General features: G+C 67.3%; 15 protein-coding genes and 1 pseudogene. 6 read left to right on the top strand and 10 right to left on the bottom strand.

The annotated features are described in order from the left end of the window. The first annotated feature begins 224 nt into the window (after nt 1–224). A complete protein-coding gene (locus VHD82_RS03695) occupies nt 225–1,814 on the top strand; it encodes an alkaline phosphatase family protein (protein ID WP_325696974.1) in 1,590 nt (529 codons plus the stop codon). 8 nt (nt 1,815–1,822) lie between these two features. Here VHD82_RS03695 and VHD82_RS03690 read toward each other — a convergent pair whose 3' ends face one another. The 5 genes from VHD82_RS03690 to VHD82_RS36720 all read right to left on the bottom strand — a co-directional run bounded on the left by VHD82_RS03690 (nt 1,823) and on the right by VHD82_RS36720 (nt 5,792). Further along, entirely contained in the window at nt 1,823–2,092 is a 270-nt protein-coding gene (locus VHD82_RS03690) for a potassium channel family protein (protein WP_325696972.1), read from the bottom strand. 453 nt (nt 2,093–2,545) lie between these two features. Further along, nucleotides 2,546–2,710 (bottom strand): RGCVC family protein, encoded by a 165-nt coding sequence (locus VHD82_RS03685; protein WP_325696970.1) that lies wholly within the window; start codon nt 2,708–2,710, stop codon nt 2,546–2,548. 11 nt (nt 2,711–2,721) lie between these two features. Next, the gene (locus VHD82_RS03680; protein ID WP_325696968.1) at nt 2,722–3,558 is read right to left on the bottom strand and encodes a slipin family protein; all 837 of its coding nucleotides are present in this window, start codon (nt 3,556–3,558) and stop codon (nt 2,722–2,724) included. A 348-nt stretch (nt 3,559–3,906) separates the two neighbouring features. Further along, nucleotides 3,907–4,329 (bottom strand): hypothetical protein, encoded by a 423-nt coding sequence (locus VHD82_RS03675; protein ID WP_325696966.1) that lies wholly within the window; start codon nt 4,327–4,329, stop codon nt 3,907–3,909. 32 nt (nt 4,330–4,361) lie between these two features. Next, the gene (locus VHD82_RS36720) at nt 4,362–5,792 is read right to left on the bottom strand and encodes an ice-binding family protein (RefSeq protein ID WP_414637432.1); all 1,431 of its coding nucleotides are present in this window, start codon (nt 5,790–5,792) and stop codon (nt 4,362–4,364) included. Between the two features lie 457 nt (nt 5,793–6,249). On the opposite strand from VHD82_RS36720, the pseudogene VHD82_RS03665 reads away from it, so the two are divergent. Next, a pseudogene (locus VHD82_RS03665) lies at nt 6,250–6,754 on the top strand (IS21 family transposase); the annotation flags it as partial. Between the two features lie 12 nt (nt 6,755–6,766). Further along, on the top strand, nt 6,767–7,117 hold the full coding sequence (locus VHD82_RS36715) for an ATP-binding protein (protein ID WP_414637448.1): 351 nt from the start codon (nt 6,767–6,769) through the stop codon (nt 7,115–7,117). 246 nt (nt 7,118–7,363) lie between these two features. Here VHD82_RS36715 and VHD82_RS03655 read toward each other — a convergent pair whose 3' ends face one another. Further along, complete coding sequence (locus tag VHD82_RS03655; RefSeq protein ID WP_325696962.1) at nt 7,364–7,909, bottom strand: DUF5994 family protein; 546 nt, start codon at nt 7,907–7,909, stop codon at nt 7,364–7,366. A gap of 507 nt (nt 7,910–8,416) precedes the next feature. Between VHD82_RS03655 and VHD82_RS03650 the strand changes: the two genes are divergently transcribed. Beyond that, nucleotides 8,417–8,866 carry a lipopolysaccharide assembly protein LapA domain-containing protein gene (locus VHD82_RS03650; RefSeq protein WP_325696960.1) on the top strand — a complete coding sequence of 150 codons (450 nt, stop codon included), beginning with the start codon at nt 8,417–8,419 and terminating at the stop codon, nt 8,864–8,866. Between the two features lie 816 nt (nt 8,867–9,682). Next, the gene (locus VHD82_RS03645; protein WP_325696958.1) at nt 9,683–10,156 is read left to right on the top strand and encodes a DUF1003 domain-containing protein; all 474 of its coding nucleotides are present in this window, start codon (nt 9,683–9,685) and stop codon (nt 10,154–10,156) included. A gap of 32 nt (nt 10,157–10,188) precedes the next feature. Here the strand turns inward: VHD82_RS03645 and VHD82_RS03640 are convergent, their stop codons facing one another. Then, nucleotides 10,189–10,614: an IS3 family transposase gene (locus tag VHD82_RS03640; RefSeq protein ID WP_325696956.1), complete on the bottom strand. Its 426-nt coding sequence runs from the start codon at nt 10,612–10,614 to the stop codon at nt 10,189–10,191. A gap of 34 nt (nt 10,615–10,648) precedes the next feature. Then, on the bottom strand, nt 10,649–10,792 hold the full coding sequence (locus VHD82_RS36710) for a transposase (RefSeq protein WP_414637431.1): 144 nt from the start codon (nt 10,790–10,792) through the stop codon (nt 10,649–10,651). A gap of 170 nt (nt 10,793–10,962) precedes the next feature. Here VHD82_RS36710 and VHD82_RS03635 point away from each other — a divergent pair, with 170 nt between their 5' ends. Continuing rightward, nucleotides 10,963–12,180: a CRISPR-associated endonuclease Cas3'' gene (locus VHD82_RS03635; protein WP_325696954.1), complete on the top strand. Its 1,218-nt coding sequence runs from the start codon at nt 10,963–10,965 to the stop codon at nt 12,178–12,180. A 92-nt stretch (nt 12,181–12,272) separates the two neighbouring features. On the opposite strand, the gene VHD82_RS03630 is transcribed toward VHD82_RS03635, so the two are convergent. Continuing rightward, the gene (locus tag VHD82_RS03630; protein ID WP_325697504.1) at nt 12,273–12,560 is read right to left on the bottom strand and encodes an enoyl-CoA hydratase/isomerase family protein; all 288 of its coding nucleotides are present in this window, start codon (nt 12,558–12,560) and stop codon (nt 12,273–12,275) included. Further along, a complete protein-coding gene (locus VHD82_RS03625) occupies nt 12,476–13,108 on the bottom strand; it encodes an AMP-binding protein (protein WP_414637447.1) in 633 nt (210 codons plus the stop codon). The genes VHD82_RS03630 and VHD82_RS03625 overlap by 85 nt, the downstream gene beginning before the upstream one ends. Nucleotides 13,109–13,311 lie beyond the last annotated feature (203 nt).

Genomic DNA, 13,311 nt, shown 5'->3' with positions numbered 1-13,311 from the left:
TACGGGAATCGGGTGGTTGGCGCGAAAAGTCCCAAGTTAACCAACGGCAAGAATTTCTCGGAAAAGGAGGCGCACACCACCGGAAAGAGAATCGTTAACCCGCTGTTTTGCACCCCGTTTTCTCGCGTGCGTGCCCTGGCCACACGCCACGCCGAGTCTCGTGCAGTCACCCACCCCTGGGCTGTCCGAGAGGAAATACCGTGCCATCACCGTGGTTTCGTGCCGTGGCTGTCAGTGCCGCCGCCTTGCTCACCGCCGGAGTGGCGCCGGCGGCGAGCGCCGGCCCGCGAACCGAACACGTTCTGCTGCTGAGCGTGGACGGGCTGCACCAGTCCGATCTGGCCTGGTACGCACGAACCCACCCCGGGTCGGCGCTCGCGGCCTTGGTGCACAGCGGAACCGAGTACACCCACGCGCGGACACCGGTGCCCTCCGACTCTTTCCCCGGCATGGTCGGGCAGGTGACCGGCGGCAACCCGGCGACCACCGGCGTGTACTACGACGACACCTACAACGCCGCGCTGCTGCCGGCCGGGACCACCACCTGCACCGGGAAGATGCCCGGCGCGGAGGTCGACCTCACCGAGGACCTGGACAGGAACAAGGACAGCATCGACGCCGGCCAGGGCCTGACGGGGCTGCCCGCCACGGTGACACAGATGACCGGCGACCCGCGCACGCTGATCGATCCGGCCAAGCTGCCGGTCGACCCCAAGACGTGCGCACCGGTGTACCCCTACCAGTACCTGAAGGTGAACACCGTCTTCGAGGTCGCACGCCAGGCCGGACTGCGCACGGCCTGGTCGGACAAGCACCCCGCCTACGACATCCTCAACGGCCCCTCCGGCAGCGGTGTCCAGGACCTGTTCACCCCGGAGATCAACAGCGCGACGGCGACCGGCGACTGGACCACCGACAACGCCGACACCCGCACCTACGACGCCTACAAGGTCCAGGCGGTGCTCAACGAGATCGACGGCTACGACCATGCCCGCGCCGTCCGGACCGGCACCCCGTCGGTGTTCGGGATGAACTTCCAAGCCGTGTCCACCGCGCAGAAACTCCCCGCCTCGGACGGGAAACAGGGCGGTTACCTGCCTGATGGCACCCCCGGCCCGCTGCTTTCGGACACCCTGGACTGGATCGACCAGCGGGTGGGCGCCCTGACCGCCGAACTGCGCAGGCAGCATCTCGACACCAGCACGACCGTCATCCTGTCGGCGAAGCACGGCCAGTCGCCGATCCAGCCCGCGGCACTCACCCGGATCGACGACGGCCCGCTCCTCGACGGACTCAACGCCGCCTGGCGCGCAACACACCCCGGTGCGACCGACCTGGTCGCGCACTCGGTGGACGACGACGCGATGTTGTTGTGGCTCAACGACCGCACGCCCGCGGCGACGCGGTTCGCCCGTGACTACCTGCTGGCGCAAGCCGGCACAGGCAACGACATCAACAGCAACCCCAAGCCGTTCATCCACTCCGGCCTGCAGACCGTCTACGCCGGTGCCGACGCGGCCCAGTACTTCCACGTGACGCCCGGCGACGCCAGGGTGCCGGACCTGGTCGGCATCGCCCAATACGGAGTCGTCTACACCGGCGGTCACGGCAAGATCGCCGAACACGGCGGCGCCGCCCCGGACGACCGCGACGTCCCGCTCGTGGTGAGTGGCACCGGGCACCGCGTCGTCGACGGGGCTGTCGAGACCACGCAAATCGCGCCGACCATCCTGGCGCTGCTGAACCTCGACCCCGGCGCGCTGCAGGCAGTGCGCCTCGAACACACCCAGGTGCTGCCCGGCACGCGAGGCTGACTCCGTCGTTAATGGACGGAGTCAGTCGTCCGCGCCTGGTTTTTGGCGATCCGGCCGGGCCTCGATACGCGCGAGTCATAGCGCGATTTCAGCCATGACGTCGTGTTCACGGCGTCACGTTCGGGGCGCTGGGTGACTCGCACACGCCACGCGGCGATGGTCCGGCCGCCCGCGGTGACCGGATCAGTGTCGCCATAGCCGACAGTGGTGATCCTGGTCATCGCCCACGCAAGCCGCTGCTGCTGTCGGCGGTGCCCGTAGCGGTGCGACTTCTGCATCGATTGGAGCCCGCACCTACCGCCCGCTACCGGCCGACCGTCGCAGGACCGACCTGCGGTTGAAGGAAACGAACTGCGCCATGGTCGCGCCGGGTGTCGAGTCGTGGACCGACTACTCGAAAAGGCCGGTGCCGGTCGAGCCGGCGGCACGAGGAAGGTCGATCGCGTCGCCGCACATTTCGCGCAGCTGGCCCAAAATGTGCCGTACCTTCAAGACAACTTCATGTTCGGGCGCCGTTCAAAGCAGCCTTCACGAAGACCAGACCGCCGAGGAGCCTGTCACGACGCCGACGTCCCGAGGCCTGACTCGGCGGAACCTCCACCCCGTCCTGTGCCGCCTCCTGGCGGGATGGTCAAGTCCTACCGCCGTGCTTTCCCCGGTGCCTCGTCGATGGCGTGCGGTAGCCGCACCGCCAACGCTCGGCATGCCGCTTCGAATCAGGTCCGCCGGGTTCACCGGGTGCAGACACAGCCGCGGTGGAGCACGCCGGACGCGGTCGCCGCGCAGAAGCGGGTCGCGATCGCGTCGTGGCTCGCGGTCGCGTGTGGACAGGCAGGGCACACGGTGACATCCGTCTCCGGGACGGACGCCGGCAGTGGAGCGAGTTCGGTGATCATCGTGGTACTCCTCACTGATCGGCTGCCTCGGCTCCGTTCGACGTCACGACCGGCGCGGCGAACGAAGGCGACGGGTTGTTCGCGGCCGCGGTCTCGCGGGCGACGAAAGCACCCAGCTCACTTATGGTCGTCATCAACGGGGCGGGGAACACGACGGTCGTGTTCTTGTCCACGCCGAGCTCCACCAGGCTCTGCAGGTTGCGCAGCTGCAACGCGAGCGGGTGCGCCATCATCGTGTCCGACGCCTCGCCCAATGCGGCTGCGGCCAGCGACTCGCCTTCGGCGTTGATGATCTTGGCGCGCTTCTCACGCTCCGCCTCGGCCTGCCGGGCCATTGCCCGTTTCATCGCCTCCGGCAACTGGATGTCCTTCAGCTCCACCAAAGTCACCTCCACACCCCAGTCGAGCGTGGCGACGTCGAGGATCCGCCGAATGTCGACGTTGATGCTGTCGGTCTCGGAGAGGGTCTCGTCGAGCGTGTGCTGCCCGACGACCTTGCGCAGGGTCGTCTGCGCGATCTGGTTGATCGCCGTGGTGACGTTCTCGATCGCGACGACGGACTTCACCACGTCCCGGACCCGGAAGTAGGCGACCGCCGACACGTCGACGCTCACATTGTCCCGCGTGATGATGCCCTGGGACTGGATCGGCATCGTGATGATCCGCAGCGGCACCCGCCGAAGCACGTCCACGACCGGGATGATCAGCCGCAACCCCGGCTCACGTACGCCCAGCACCCGGCCGAGCCGGAACAGGACACCCCGTTCGTACTGCTTGACGATCCGCACCGCGGAAACCAGCAGCCCCAGTACTACGACGATGATCAGGACGATCAGGAAAACGTTCATGGCACTCCAGACTTCGGCAACCACCGGCGGCGAGGGAAATGTCGTACGCTCGCGTCGGTCGTCACCACAGGGCGCGCGAGGGCCAGGCGTGCTTTGAGCCGGGGACGGAGCGGGCTTGACTGCCCGTACACGGGATGCTCCCGGTACCACGAACACTACACGCACCCACACGGCCCGGACGAGCTACAAGATGATCTCCGAGTGACGGTATCGAGCCGGGCTTGTTCGATACCGACACCATCGCGACGCGCCGCGAACTGCCCAGCGGCGCCGCGGTTCCAGATGCTTGAGCAGCCAGGCGAGCTCGTCGGCGTCGATGAAGGCCGGGTCCGCTGGGAAACCGCACGATCAGCGCGGCGTGTGATGCGGGACCGCTGGGTGGATGTCGCCGATACCGGCGCCGATGAGCCCGGCGTAGGGCACCCCGTCACTGTCGACCGCCAGAATCCGAACGGTGAACAGCGGCTCGGCGGAACCGGTGATGTCGATGACATTGGCGTGGCTGGCGAGTTCGAAGACGTGGCGGATCGCCGCCATGGTCTCGGTGCGGTCGGGATCGCGTTCAGGCGACAGACCTTCGATCTGGACATCCAGCTCGCGACGATCCGGACCGATATCGACGCACACCGAGGCACACTCCGGAAACTCTCCTTGTACACGGAGCTCGCCCACTTCGTGGACAAGATGAGCGGCGACGGCGGACAACGAGGTGCCGAGTTCGAGATTGTCCGCACCTGTGATGCACAGCGCCGACCGGACGAAATCGATCACGTCAACGCCCTTCGAGAAGGGTGGTAACCGTCTCATTTGGACTGACTCCGGAGCTTGCGGGCGCGGAGGAGTAAGAGAAGCAATCCACCGAGCGCGATGAGTAGCGAGCCGAGGCCGACCAACGGACCGAGCGACGAGCCGGCGCCGGTACTGGCGAGCCGGGAGGGGCCGCTCGGGTAGTTTGCGGGCCCTGGGCCGGCGCCGCCGTTCGAGCCGCTGTCGGTCCAGGTCGCACCGAGACCGGCCACGCTGGTCGTCGTCTCGACGCTGCTGGCGGAGGAGTTCGTGCCCGTCGTGGCGCCGGGGGTCGTCGTGGCCGACGAATTGCTGCTCGGTGTCGTGGAACTTCTGGTGGTCGTGGTGTGCCCCGTGCTGGTCGTTTCCCCGGTGGTCGTGGTGGGACCAGTCGTGGTGGTGGTTTCGCCGGTCGTGCTGGTGGTTTCGCCGGTCGTGCTGGTGGTCTCGCCGGTCGTGCTGGTGGTCTCGCCGGTCGTGCTGGTGGTCTCGCCGGTCGTGCTGGTGGTCTCGCCGGTCGTGCTGGTGGTCTCGCCCGTCGTGCTGGTGGTCTCGCCAGTCGTGCTGGTGGTCTCGCCGGTGGTGGTCGTGGTTTCGCCGGTGGTGGTCGTGGTTTCGGTGGTGCTGTCGGTGGGCGCGGTGGAGCTGGTGGTGTCGGTGGTGGTGGGCGGCGTCGTGGTGGTCGTGGGTGTGGTGTCGCAGCCCGGTGTCGTGAAGACGTTGTCGTCCAGGGAAACCTGGCCGTTACGTGCCAGCGCGCGACCGTCCACAACCGTGCCCGTCGCTACCGTGATCGAGGTCAACGCCATGATCGTGCCGACGAAGTTCGACGTCGTGCCCAGCGTCGCCGAGCTACCGACCTGCCAATACACATGACACGCCTGGGCACCGTTGATGAGGTTGACGTGGCTCGCCGACGCTGTGATCAAAGTGGACGCCACCTGGAAGATCCACACTGTGCCCGGGTCGCCCCGGCCGTCGAGGGTAAGGGTTCCGCTGAGTGCGAGCGGACCGGTGGAGTGGTAAACGCCCCCGGTCAGCGTCTGGCCGACCAGGTCCCCGGCGACGCTCGCGGTCGGAGCACGGCCCGCCGCGTCGTTGTAGGCGATGACGAGATCGGACTGGGCCTGGGCGGCGGGGGCGTCGGCCGCGTGCGTGGCACCAGCCGTGATACCGGGCGGGAAGCCGGTGATCGCAGTGCCAGGGCTTACTCCGAGGTCCCCGGCCAACGTGCTGGGACCGGTGTTGGTCACCGCCTGCCCACCCAACACGGAATAGGACCCGGCAGTGCCCAGCCCGACCGGGGCTTCGGCGGCGGATGCCTGTGGCGTCGGCAGGGCACCCACCAGAACCAGGATGCTCGTCACCGACACGAGGCCCACGACCGCGCACCAAAGGGCACGCCGCGATCCGCTCTTTGAGTTGACTCTGGCAGGATCGCCGTCCATTCGCCTTGCCTTCCGCCGATTCGATAACCACGGCCGGCAAGGTCTGGACCGGAGATGTGTTCGTCACGCACAGGACACGCAGAAACGAGAACGTGTCCAGCGGCCGCCAAGTGTCTTCTGGGGACAACCGCCACTTCGGTGGACGCTAACCGGCCGGGGTGGACACCACCAGGCGCGTGGGGAATAGCACCCGGACGGGTCGTGAATATTCACCCGAATTTGTATGCCGTGACTCGCCGTATTCGCCAGAGTCAGCTCGAAGTCGCTCCTCATCAGCCGAACAACGTCAGCGCGGGGCGGCTCTCGGGTGACCCGAAAACCGTGCTGCGCTGATCGTGTCAGGGATGCGGGAAAGCTGACCCCCTGCCGACGGGTGAAGGCGGACCCTTGTGGACAGTGGGGAGTGTCCAATGTGGAGGTATGGGCGGAGATTCGCCGTCTTCGCCGAGTTGAGGGGATGCCGATCAGGGCGATCATCGCTCAGTTCGGTGGGGCTCGGTTGTGGATGCGGTCGAGCCTCGGATCCGGCAGTTGCTGGGGCAGTGGCCGGGCCATGCCTGCGACCGTGATCGCGGAACAGATCGGCTGGAGCGGGTCGATGACCGTGCTCAAGGATCGGGTGCGGCCGCTTTTCACCTCGCCGGCCCCGGCCAGCCGGCCCGAGTACCAGCCTGGCGAGCTTGCGCAGTGCGACTTGTGGTTCCCGCCGGTCGACATTCCGCTCGGGTTCGAGCAGGCCGGGCCGCCGCCCGTGCTGGTGATGGTGTCGGGCTACTCGCGGATGATCCCGTCGCGGCAGAGCCCGGATCTGCCGGCCGGGCGTTGGGCGCTGGTGAGGGACAACGAGTCTGGGGTCGGGCAGTGGCGGGCGGGTCGGCCGCAGCTGACCGAGTCGATGAACGCCTTCCGCGGGACGCTCGGCAGCAAGGGTCATCCAGTGTCGTCCGGCCGATCCGGAGGCCAAGGGCCGCGCGATCACTACGTCGGCCGCAGGCTCGAGATCGTCGCTGATCTCGAGCAGGTGGTCATCACCTTGCAGGGCGACGAGACCCTGCCCAGCAGCGAGGAGATCGCCTGACGACTGTCAAGACCACGAACACCAAGGGCGGCGCTCTCTCAAGCGCGAGACGATCACACACCTCGGCACGCTGAACTTCAATGCGGGCAAAGAGAATGCGGTGTTCCTCGGCCCGCCAGGAACCGGCAAGACCCACCTGTCCATCGGACTCGGGATCCGAACCTGTCAGACCGGGCACCGGGTCGCGTTCGCCACCGCCGCGGCGCCAGCGCATGCAACACTGAGCAATAGCCCGCCAACTGGGTGAGTTCGCGGTTCTGGACACAGCCGCGCGAGGTCTTCCGGCAGTGATTCGGCCGGCAGGATCACCTCGCAGTCGGCGATCAACTGCTCGCGGGACTTCTCATCAGACACACCGAACCGTGCGCCATAACCGTGTTCGAGGTAGGTGGATCGGCAGCCGGAACTCGTTTTCCTTACCGGACCGGGACAGAACTCCCGTCGGCGGACGGGCCTGGGAGGCGGGCTGAAGGAGGTCCGTCCGCGTGCTCCGTCAAGGGATCCGGCCGCCGTCGACCTCCCAGCGGTCGGTGGCCAAATCCATGGTGACTACCACGTCGGGAGGCGTCGACGCGGTAGGAATGGGCGCCAGAAGCGACGCGACAGTGGCGGTATTGCCCCAGTGGGCAGCCTGCGACAACACACGGTGCGCGACGGCCGCCGGGGTTTCCGGTGGCACCACAAGGAGGGTCAGCCGTTGGCGTCCCTGCCCACTGATCGTCACAGTGTCGGCGTGCTGCGAACGGAACCCCTCCAGCCGGACGTCGGCCCCGCCAGCCATCGAGAGCCGGCGTCCGGCCGCCTGCCAGCTCGTCAGGTTGTAGGTCACCCGCTCGATCCGGCCCGGCCGACCTGCCAGCACAGCAAGCAGCGCGGGCAGTTCGGCGGCCAGGTCCCGGGACCGGGGCCACCACGCACCGTCGACATAGCCCGTGCTGGGCGCCTCGGGCTTCAACTGCAAACGCAGAGATCGCCGAGACTGCTCGATGACCGTAGCGGCCGGTGGGGCGGTGATCAGTGTGTGCGGGCTCGACGTCATGTCGATGCTCCCGTCCTCGGCCGCGGAGGCGGCCGACCTGGAATGCCGGGGACGACGCGCGCTTGATCGCTTCGCGTACGAAATGCTCCCGGCAACAGCCATCTTACGCCGAATTCGGCCGGTTATCGTTGCCTGGCAGTGTGTCCAGCGTCTGTATTGGACGGACCGCGAGCGCATGGCTCGGCTCTCGCCGGAAGTCTGGACTCCTTGGGCGAGGGGACAGGTTTGACCCGGAACGTTCACGGCGGCCGACGCGTCCGCACCCGGTTCCTCGACCAAAGTCGTCTCGCGACCTGTTCTCGACGGGCAGAAGCCGGCTACGGGTCGTTGCGCAGCATGATCAGAATCCGCTGGAAGCTTGCGGCCACGGGTGACCAACAGGGCCACCGGAAACCGTCACCGGCAATAGCCGGCCGGGTACGGAGCGCGTAGACTGAACACATCCGGCCACGACGACATTGCGTTCTGTGGTGCCAGCCCGCACCGGGACTACGAACGAGGCATGTCATGTCGAACCTCTTGCACCGTGCTCGCCACGCCCGCTACAGCACCGGCACCCCCGCTGTCCCACCGGAGACGCGGCCCGACACAGCGGCTGACCCCGCACCACCAACCCCGATTGCCACGGCCCCGGCGACACCGCAGGCCGCCACCGGCGAACCCGCACCGGCACAGACCACGCCGACGTCGCGCCCGCGCAACACCCGGGTGGCGCGGACCAGGATCAGCGGCACCTGGGTCGCGATGATCATCGCCGTGCTCGTCCTGGTCGTCTTGCTGATCTTCATCCTGCAGAACCTCACCCGCACCGAACTGACATTCCTCGGCGCCACCGGAACCCTGCCCGTCGGGGTGGCCATGCTCCTCGCCGCCGTCGCCGGGGCCCTACTGATCGCCCTGATCGGCTCCGCCCGCATCTTCCAGCTCCGGCACACCGCACACCGGCGCCACCGGTAATCCGGACAGCCGGGAACTCGGATCCGGCGTCCCCGCGACGTCGGCTGCGGTAGAGACCATTCCTTCCACGCTGACCTCGTACGCGGACGAGGTCAGCACCCAGCCACCGACGAAGCCTCACGGGTGGGGCGACCGGCCGTCCGAAATGGCTCGCGCGTGCGCGGGGGCAGCGCCCGCCCTCATCCTGCGCCGTAGCGCGGCCGACGTGGACACCCGGCCAAATCTGTTCACCGCGACCGTCGTAACCAGATGTTCGCGGATGCTGCTCCAGCCCCTGGCGGTATCCCCTTCACACGACAGGGAGTTCTCATGACGACAACATTGGCGAGCAGTTCCGGTTCCACAACGCCGAGGGCTCTGGGATCGCCAGGCGAACGTACGGCCGTCACACTCGACGGTCTGCCGGTTCTCGGCTCATATCCGCTCTCCCGAGGGCTGGCTCTCCATAGCCTCGTCGCCGTTGTCCGCTTCCGGTGCCTGATGTGCGAAAGATGTGACGACAGTGCTCTCGTCGCCACTCAGGAACACGACACCCGGTTGATCTGTCCCGGCTGTTATGCCCACCTCCGGCTGGTCGGCTTGCCCGATCGCCGCATCGTCACCGGCGTAACGTGGACCTACCGAGGGCGTATCAGCATTCACGATCGCGTCGAGGCCGCCTTGGGTGCACAGCTGATCTCCGACCGGGACACTCCGGCCGGAAGGCGGGAGCGTCGAGATGATCACGCGCCGGCTGAACCTCGGAAAACCGAAGGCAGCCGTGTGCCCGCGACTCGGTGAGCGGACACGGCACCACCGAGGCCCCCGGTGGGCGTGATGGTCCCGCGGAACGCGCTGAGGATGCGCCGCCACCGGCATCCGGCGAACCAGCGCCGCTACGACCACCGGAGCGTCGGCGAACGGCTTGCTGACCAGGTCACGGCCCGGTTCGGGTCGTGGACGTTCATTTGTGCACAGAGTGTGGTCGTCGTCGTGTGGATCGGGGCGAACCTGGCAGCCTTCTGGCTGCGGTGGGATCCTTACCCCTTCATCCTGCTGAATCTGCTGTTCTCCACACAGGCCGCATACGCCGCACCGCTGTTGCTGTTGTCGCAGAACAGGCAGGCCGAACGCGACCGCATCAAGGCCGAGCACGACTACCAGGTCAACCAGATCTCGCTGCAGTTCCTGATCGCCTGGCACCGCGACGCGCATCCCGCCGGATGCCAGTGCGTGCGTGGCCTCGGTGCCGAGGCAGAGACGGCCCTCAACGAGCTGGACCGCGAACTGGTGGTCCAACCGCCTGGCTGAGCGGATCGAAACCGGCCGCGCCGGTGACACGTTTACGGACGCGACTCGCGACGTCGCCCGGTAAACGTGCGGAGGCCGAGAGGCTGTGTGAAGTCCCGGCAGACCAGGTCGGGGATGCGGTGTGCCAGGTCTGCTTCGGTGGTGGCCGGTCGCCACGGCCGCGGTTGGCGGGGCACCAGGCCCAGCTGGCGCATGAGGTGGCGGACCAGCTCGCCGGACACCTGCTCGCCTGAGCGTCGCAGCACGGCGTGGATGCGCCGGTAGCCGTAGGTCCCGTGGTTGGCCTCGAACACCGCGGTGATCGTCGCGGCGAGCCGCCGGCGGCGCTGGGTCGCCGGCGAGGCCGGCCGGTCCTTCCACTCGTAGTAACCCGAGGTGGACACGTCCAGCCATACGCACATCTTGCTGATCGGGTAGTTGCCCTTCTCGCCGTCGATAAACGCGAACTTCGCGCTCACCGATACTCCTGGCCTTGACCGGATGCGCCTTCCGCTACGCCGCAACCCAGTTCCCCAGGGTGCCCGAATTGATCCCCAATTCCCGAGCTATCTGGGCAATCGGACGATCACTCCCCACCGCCATCTTCACTTCCTCATCCCGAAACTCAGGAGAAAACTTCCTGCGCCGCTCCGGCATCGATCACCCTCCATTCCGTATCGAACCCTATTAGGTCCGCTGTCCGGAAAGTGAGAGGCACGCCACCTCCGCTCCTTGAATCTGGTTGCCCGGGATTTGGGTTATGGCCGTGATGTGGTTGGCCAGTTGGGGGTGTTGTGGGGGAGTCCGCTTCCAGGGGTGGCGGGCGGATGAGTTTGTTGTTGTGTCATTTGCTGGATACGGCTGCGGTGGCGGAGTTGATGTGGTCGCGGTATCTCGCGCCCCGGACGCGTGCTTTGCTGGATGATCTTGGAGATGGTCAGGGGTTGCGGTTGTTGATGTGGTTGTGCGGGGTGCATGACTGCGGCAAGGCGACTCCGGCGTTTCAGGCGATGGATCCGGTGTCGGCGGAACGCGTTCGGGCTGCGGGGCTTGATTGGCGTGCGGCACGGTTCCAGAAGCCGGTGTGGCGGCACGGGATCGCCGGCGGCAAGGTGCTGGCTGATCTTCTTGCCGGTATCTGGGATCGCGGGAACGTGGAGTGGGTGTGGCCGTTGGTCGCGGGCCATCACGGGAGCTTCCCGTCGAAGAAGGAATTCGGGCGGCAGGACGAGGGTGAGGATCACGGCCGTGGCCCGGCGTGGCGGCAGGTGCAGCGGGCCGTGGTGACCATGTTGACCCGCGCGTTGCGGTACCGGGATCTGGGCGAGGTCGAGCCGGAGCGCGCGCCGAATAAGGCTGAGCAGCTGATGTTGTCGGGTCTGATCGTGATGGCGGACTGGATCGCGAGTGCGCACGAGGATTTCCCCGGCCTCGACCGGTTGGACGACGTGTGCCTGGCGACGGCTCGTGACCGGGCGCGCCCGGCGTGGGATCGTCTGGGCGTGCGCGGCGGCTGGGGCCAGCTGCCCGTTCCGGACAGTGAATTTTTCGAGGTGCGGTTCGGTGCGCGGGCACGGCCTTTTCAGAGCGTGATGGTCGAACTCGCGCGGGAGATGCCGGCACCGGGTTTGACAATCGTTGAGGCACCGACGGGTGAGGGCAAAACCAAGGGCGCACTGGCCGCGGCCGAGGTCCTGGCCGCCCGCTTCGGCGCTGATGGCGTTTTCGTGGGAATGCCGACACAGGCAACGAGCGATCCGATGTTTTCCCAAGTTCGCGTGTGGGCAGACGCGTTCGGGCCTGGTGTGGCCGGTCAGGTCGCGCTGTTGCACGGGAAGCGGCGGTTCAACACCAAATGGCGCGAGTTGCTGGCCGACGCGGGTGACGCGCCGGATGCCCGGTTCCGGAGCATCGCTCTGGATGATCCCTATGGTGTGGCCGCGGCCGGGTTCGGTGAACGGCGGGCGCCGGCGGAGTGGTTTTTCGGCCGTAACCGGGGATTGCTGAGTGGCCTTGTGGTCGGCACGATCGATCAGCTTCTGTAGGCGGCGACGCGCACGCGGCAGGTGATGGTTGCGTTGCAGCGCCCGTTTCGACAGCTTCACGCCGCCGGGTGAGTTGCCCGCGATCCGGCGGCTCATCTCCAGCGCCCTGTCGAGCAGCCGCTCGCCGGCACCACGCGGTTGAGCAAGCCGATCCGCTCGGCCTCCGCGGCCTCGACGACCCGTGCCGTGTAGGCGATCTCCGCCGCGCGTCCCGGCCCGACCAGCCGGGTGAGCAGCCACGACGTCCCGAGCTCGTCCGCCGACAGTCCAATGCGGATGAACGCCGCGTTGAACTTCACGGTGGGCGCGGCGAGCCGGATATCGGCGGCCAGCGCCAGTGCGAGACCGCCACCCGCCGCGGCCCCGTGCGCGGCGGCGATGACGGGGAACGACAGCTCGCGGATCGCCGCGAGACCGCCCGTGCACGCACCGTGTTGAACGTGTGAAAGCAACCCTTCGGCCGCGAAGTGGTACCGGAGGTATAGAGGATCAAGAACGGATCGTCGGGTGAGGGCAAGCCGCCGAGATTGCCCACCGAGGTGGTGGTCAAGTCCTCGAACCGCACGGCACGCCCCGCATCGGCCGCGCGCACAGCCACCAGCGACACGAGTTCGGGAAGTGACTCGCGCAGCGCGGCGAACATATCGGCATACCGGAAGCCCTTGAACTCCTCGCACGTGATCGCGACCTCAGCACCGGAGTGGCACATCACATAGCCGACCTCATCGGTGCGGTAGATCGGCATGATCGGGACGAGCACCGCGCCGAGACGTCCCAGCGCCACCGCAGTCGGCAGGAACTCAGTCCAGTTCGGCAGCTCGACCGCGACCCTGTCCCCCTTCGCAACGCCGATCCCGGCCAGCCCGGCCGCCAGCCGCTCACCACGTTCGCGCAGGTCGGAGTAGGTCAGTGAGGTCGTGCCGTCGATAGCGAAAACCTTTCGCCATAGTGCCGCGCCTTGGCGTCCACCAAGTCGAACAGGCCTTCCTCGCGCCAGAATCCGGCCGCGTGGAACGCGGGGACCTCATCCTCGCCATACCGGTCCCACACCGTCGTTGTCTGCGACATCAGCCTGCCCTCTCGGCCATCGTTGGTGATTTGTCGCTCTGCACCGCGGGAGATAAGGCGGTG

This window comes from Amycolatopsis sp. (genome assembly GCF_035546795.1).
In the GTDB taxonomy this organism is placed as follows: Bacteria; Actinomycetota; Actinomycetes; order Mycobacteriales; family Pseudonocardiaceae; genus Amycolatopsis_E.
The sequence above is the reverse complement of the archived record's forward strand: the minus strand, read 5'-3'. Positions and strand labels throughout refer to the sequence as shown.

Bases quoted from the DNA above. Each gene is read 5' to 3' on its own strand.
- VHD82_RS03690 (WP_325696972.1), bottom strand. From the start codon at position 2,092: ATGCAGAAGTCGCACCGCTACGGGCACCGCCGACAGCAGCAGCGGCTT.
- VHD82_RS03685 (WP_325696970.1), bottom strand. From the start codon at position 2,710: ATGATCACCGAACTCGCTCCACTGCCGGCGTCCGTCCCGGAGACGGAT.
- VHD82_RS03680 (WP_325696968.1), bottom strand. From the start codon at position 3,558: ATGAACGTTTTCCTGATCGTCCTGATCATCGTCGTAGTACTGGGGCTG.
- VHD82_RS36720 (WP_414637432.1), bottom strand. From the start codon at position 5,792: ATGGACGGCGATCCTGCCAGAGTCAACTCAAAGAGCGGATCGCGGCGT.
- VHD82_RS03655 (WP_325696962.1), bottom strand. From the start codon at position 7,909: ATGACGTCGAGCCCGCACACACTGATCACCGCCCCACCGGCCGCTACG.
- VHD82_RS03650 (WP_325696960.1), top strand. From the start codon at position 8,417: ATGTCGAACCTCTTGCACCGTGCTCGCCACGCCCGCTACAGCACCGGC.
- VHD82_RS03645 (WP_325696958.1), top strand. From the start codon at position 9,683: ATGGTCCCGCGGAACGCGCTGAGGATGCGCCGCCACCGGCATCCGGCG.
- VHD82_RS36710 (WP_414637431.1), bottom strand. From the start codon at position 10,792: ATGCCGGAGCGGCGCAGGAAGTTTTCTCCTGAGTTTCGGGATGAGGAA.
- VHD82_RS03635 (WP_325696954.1), top strand. From the start codon at position 10,963: ATGAGTTTGTTGTTGTGTCATTTGCTGGATACGGCTGCGGTGGCGGAG.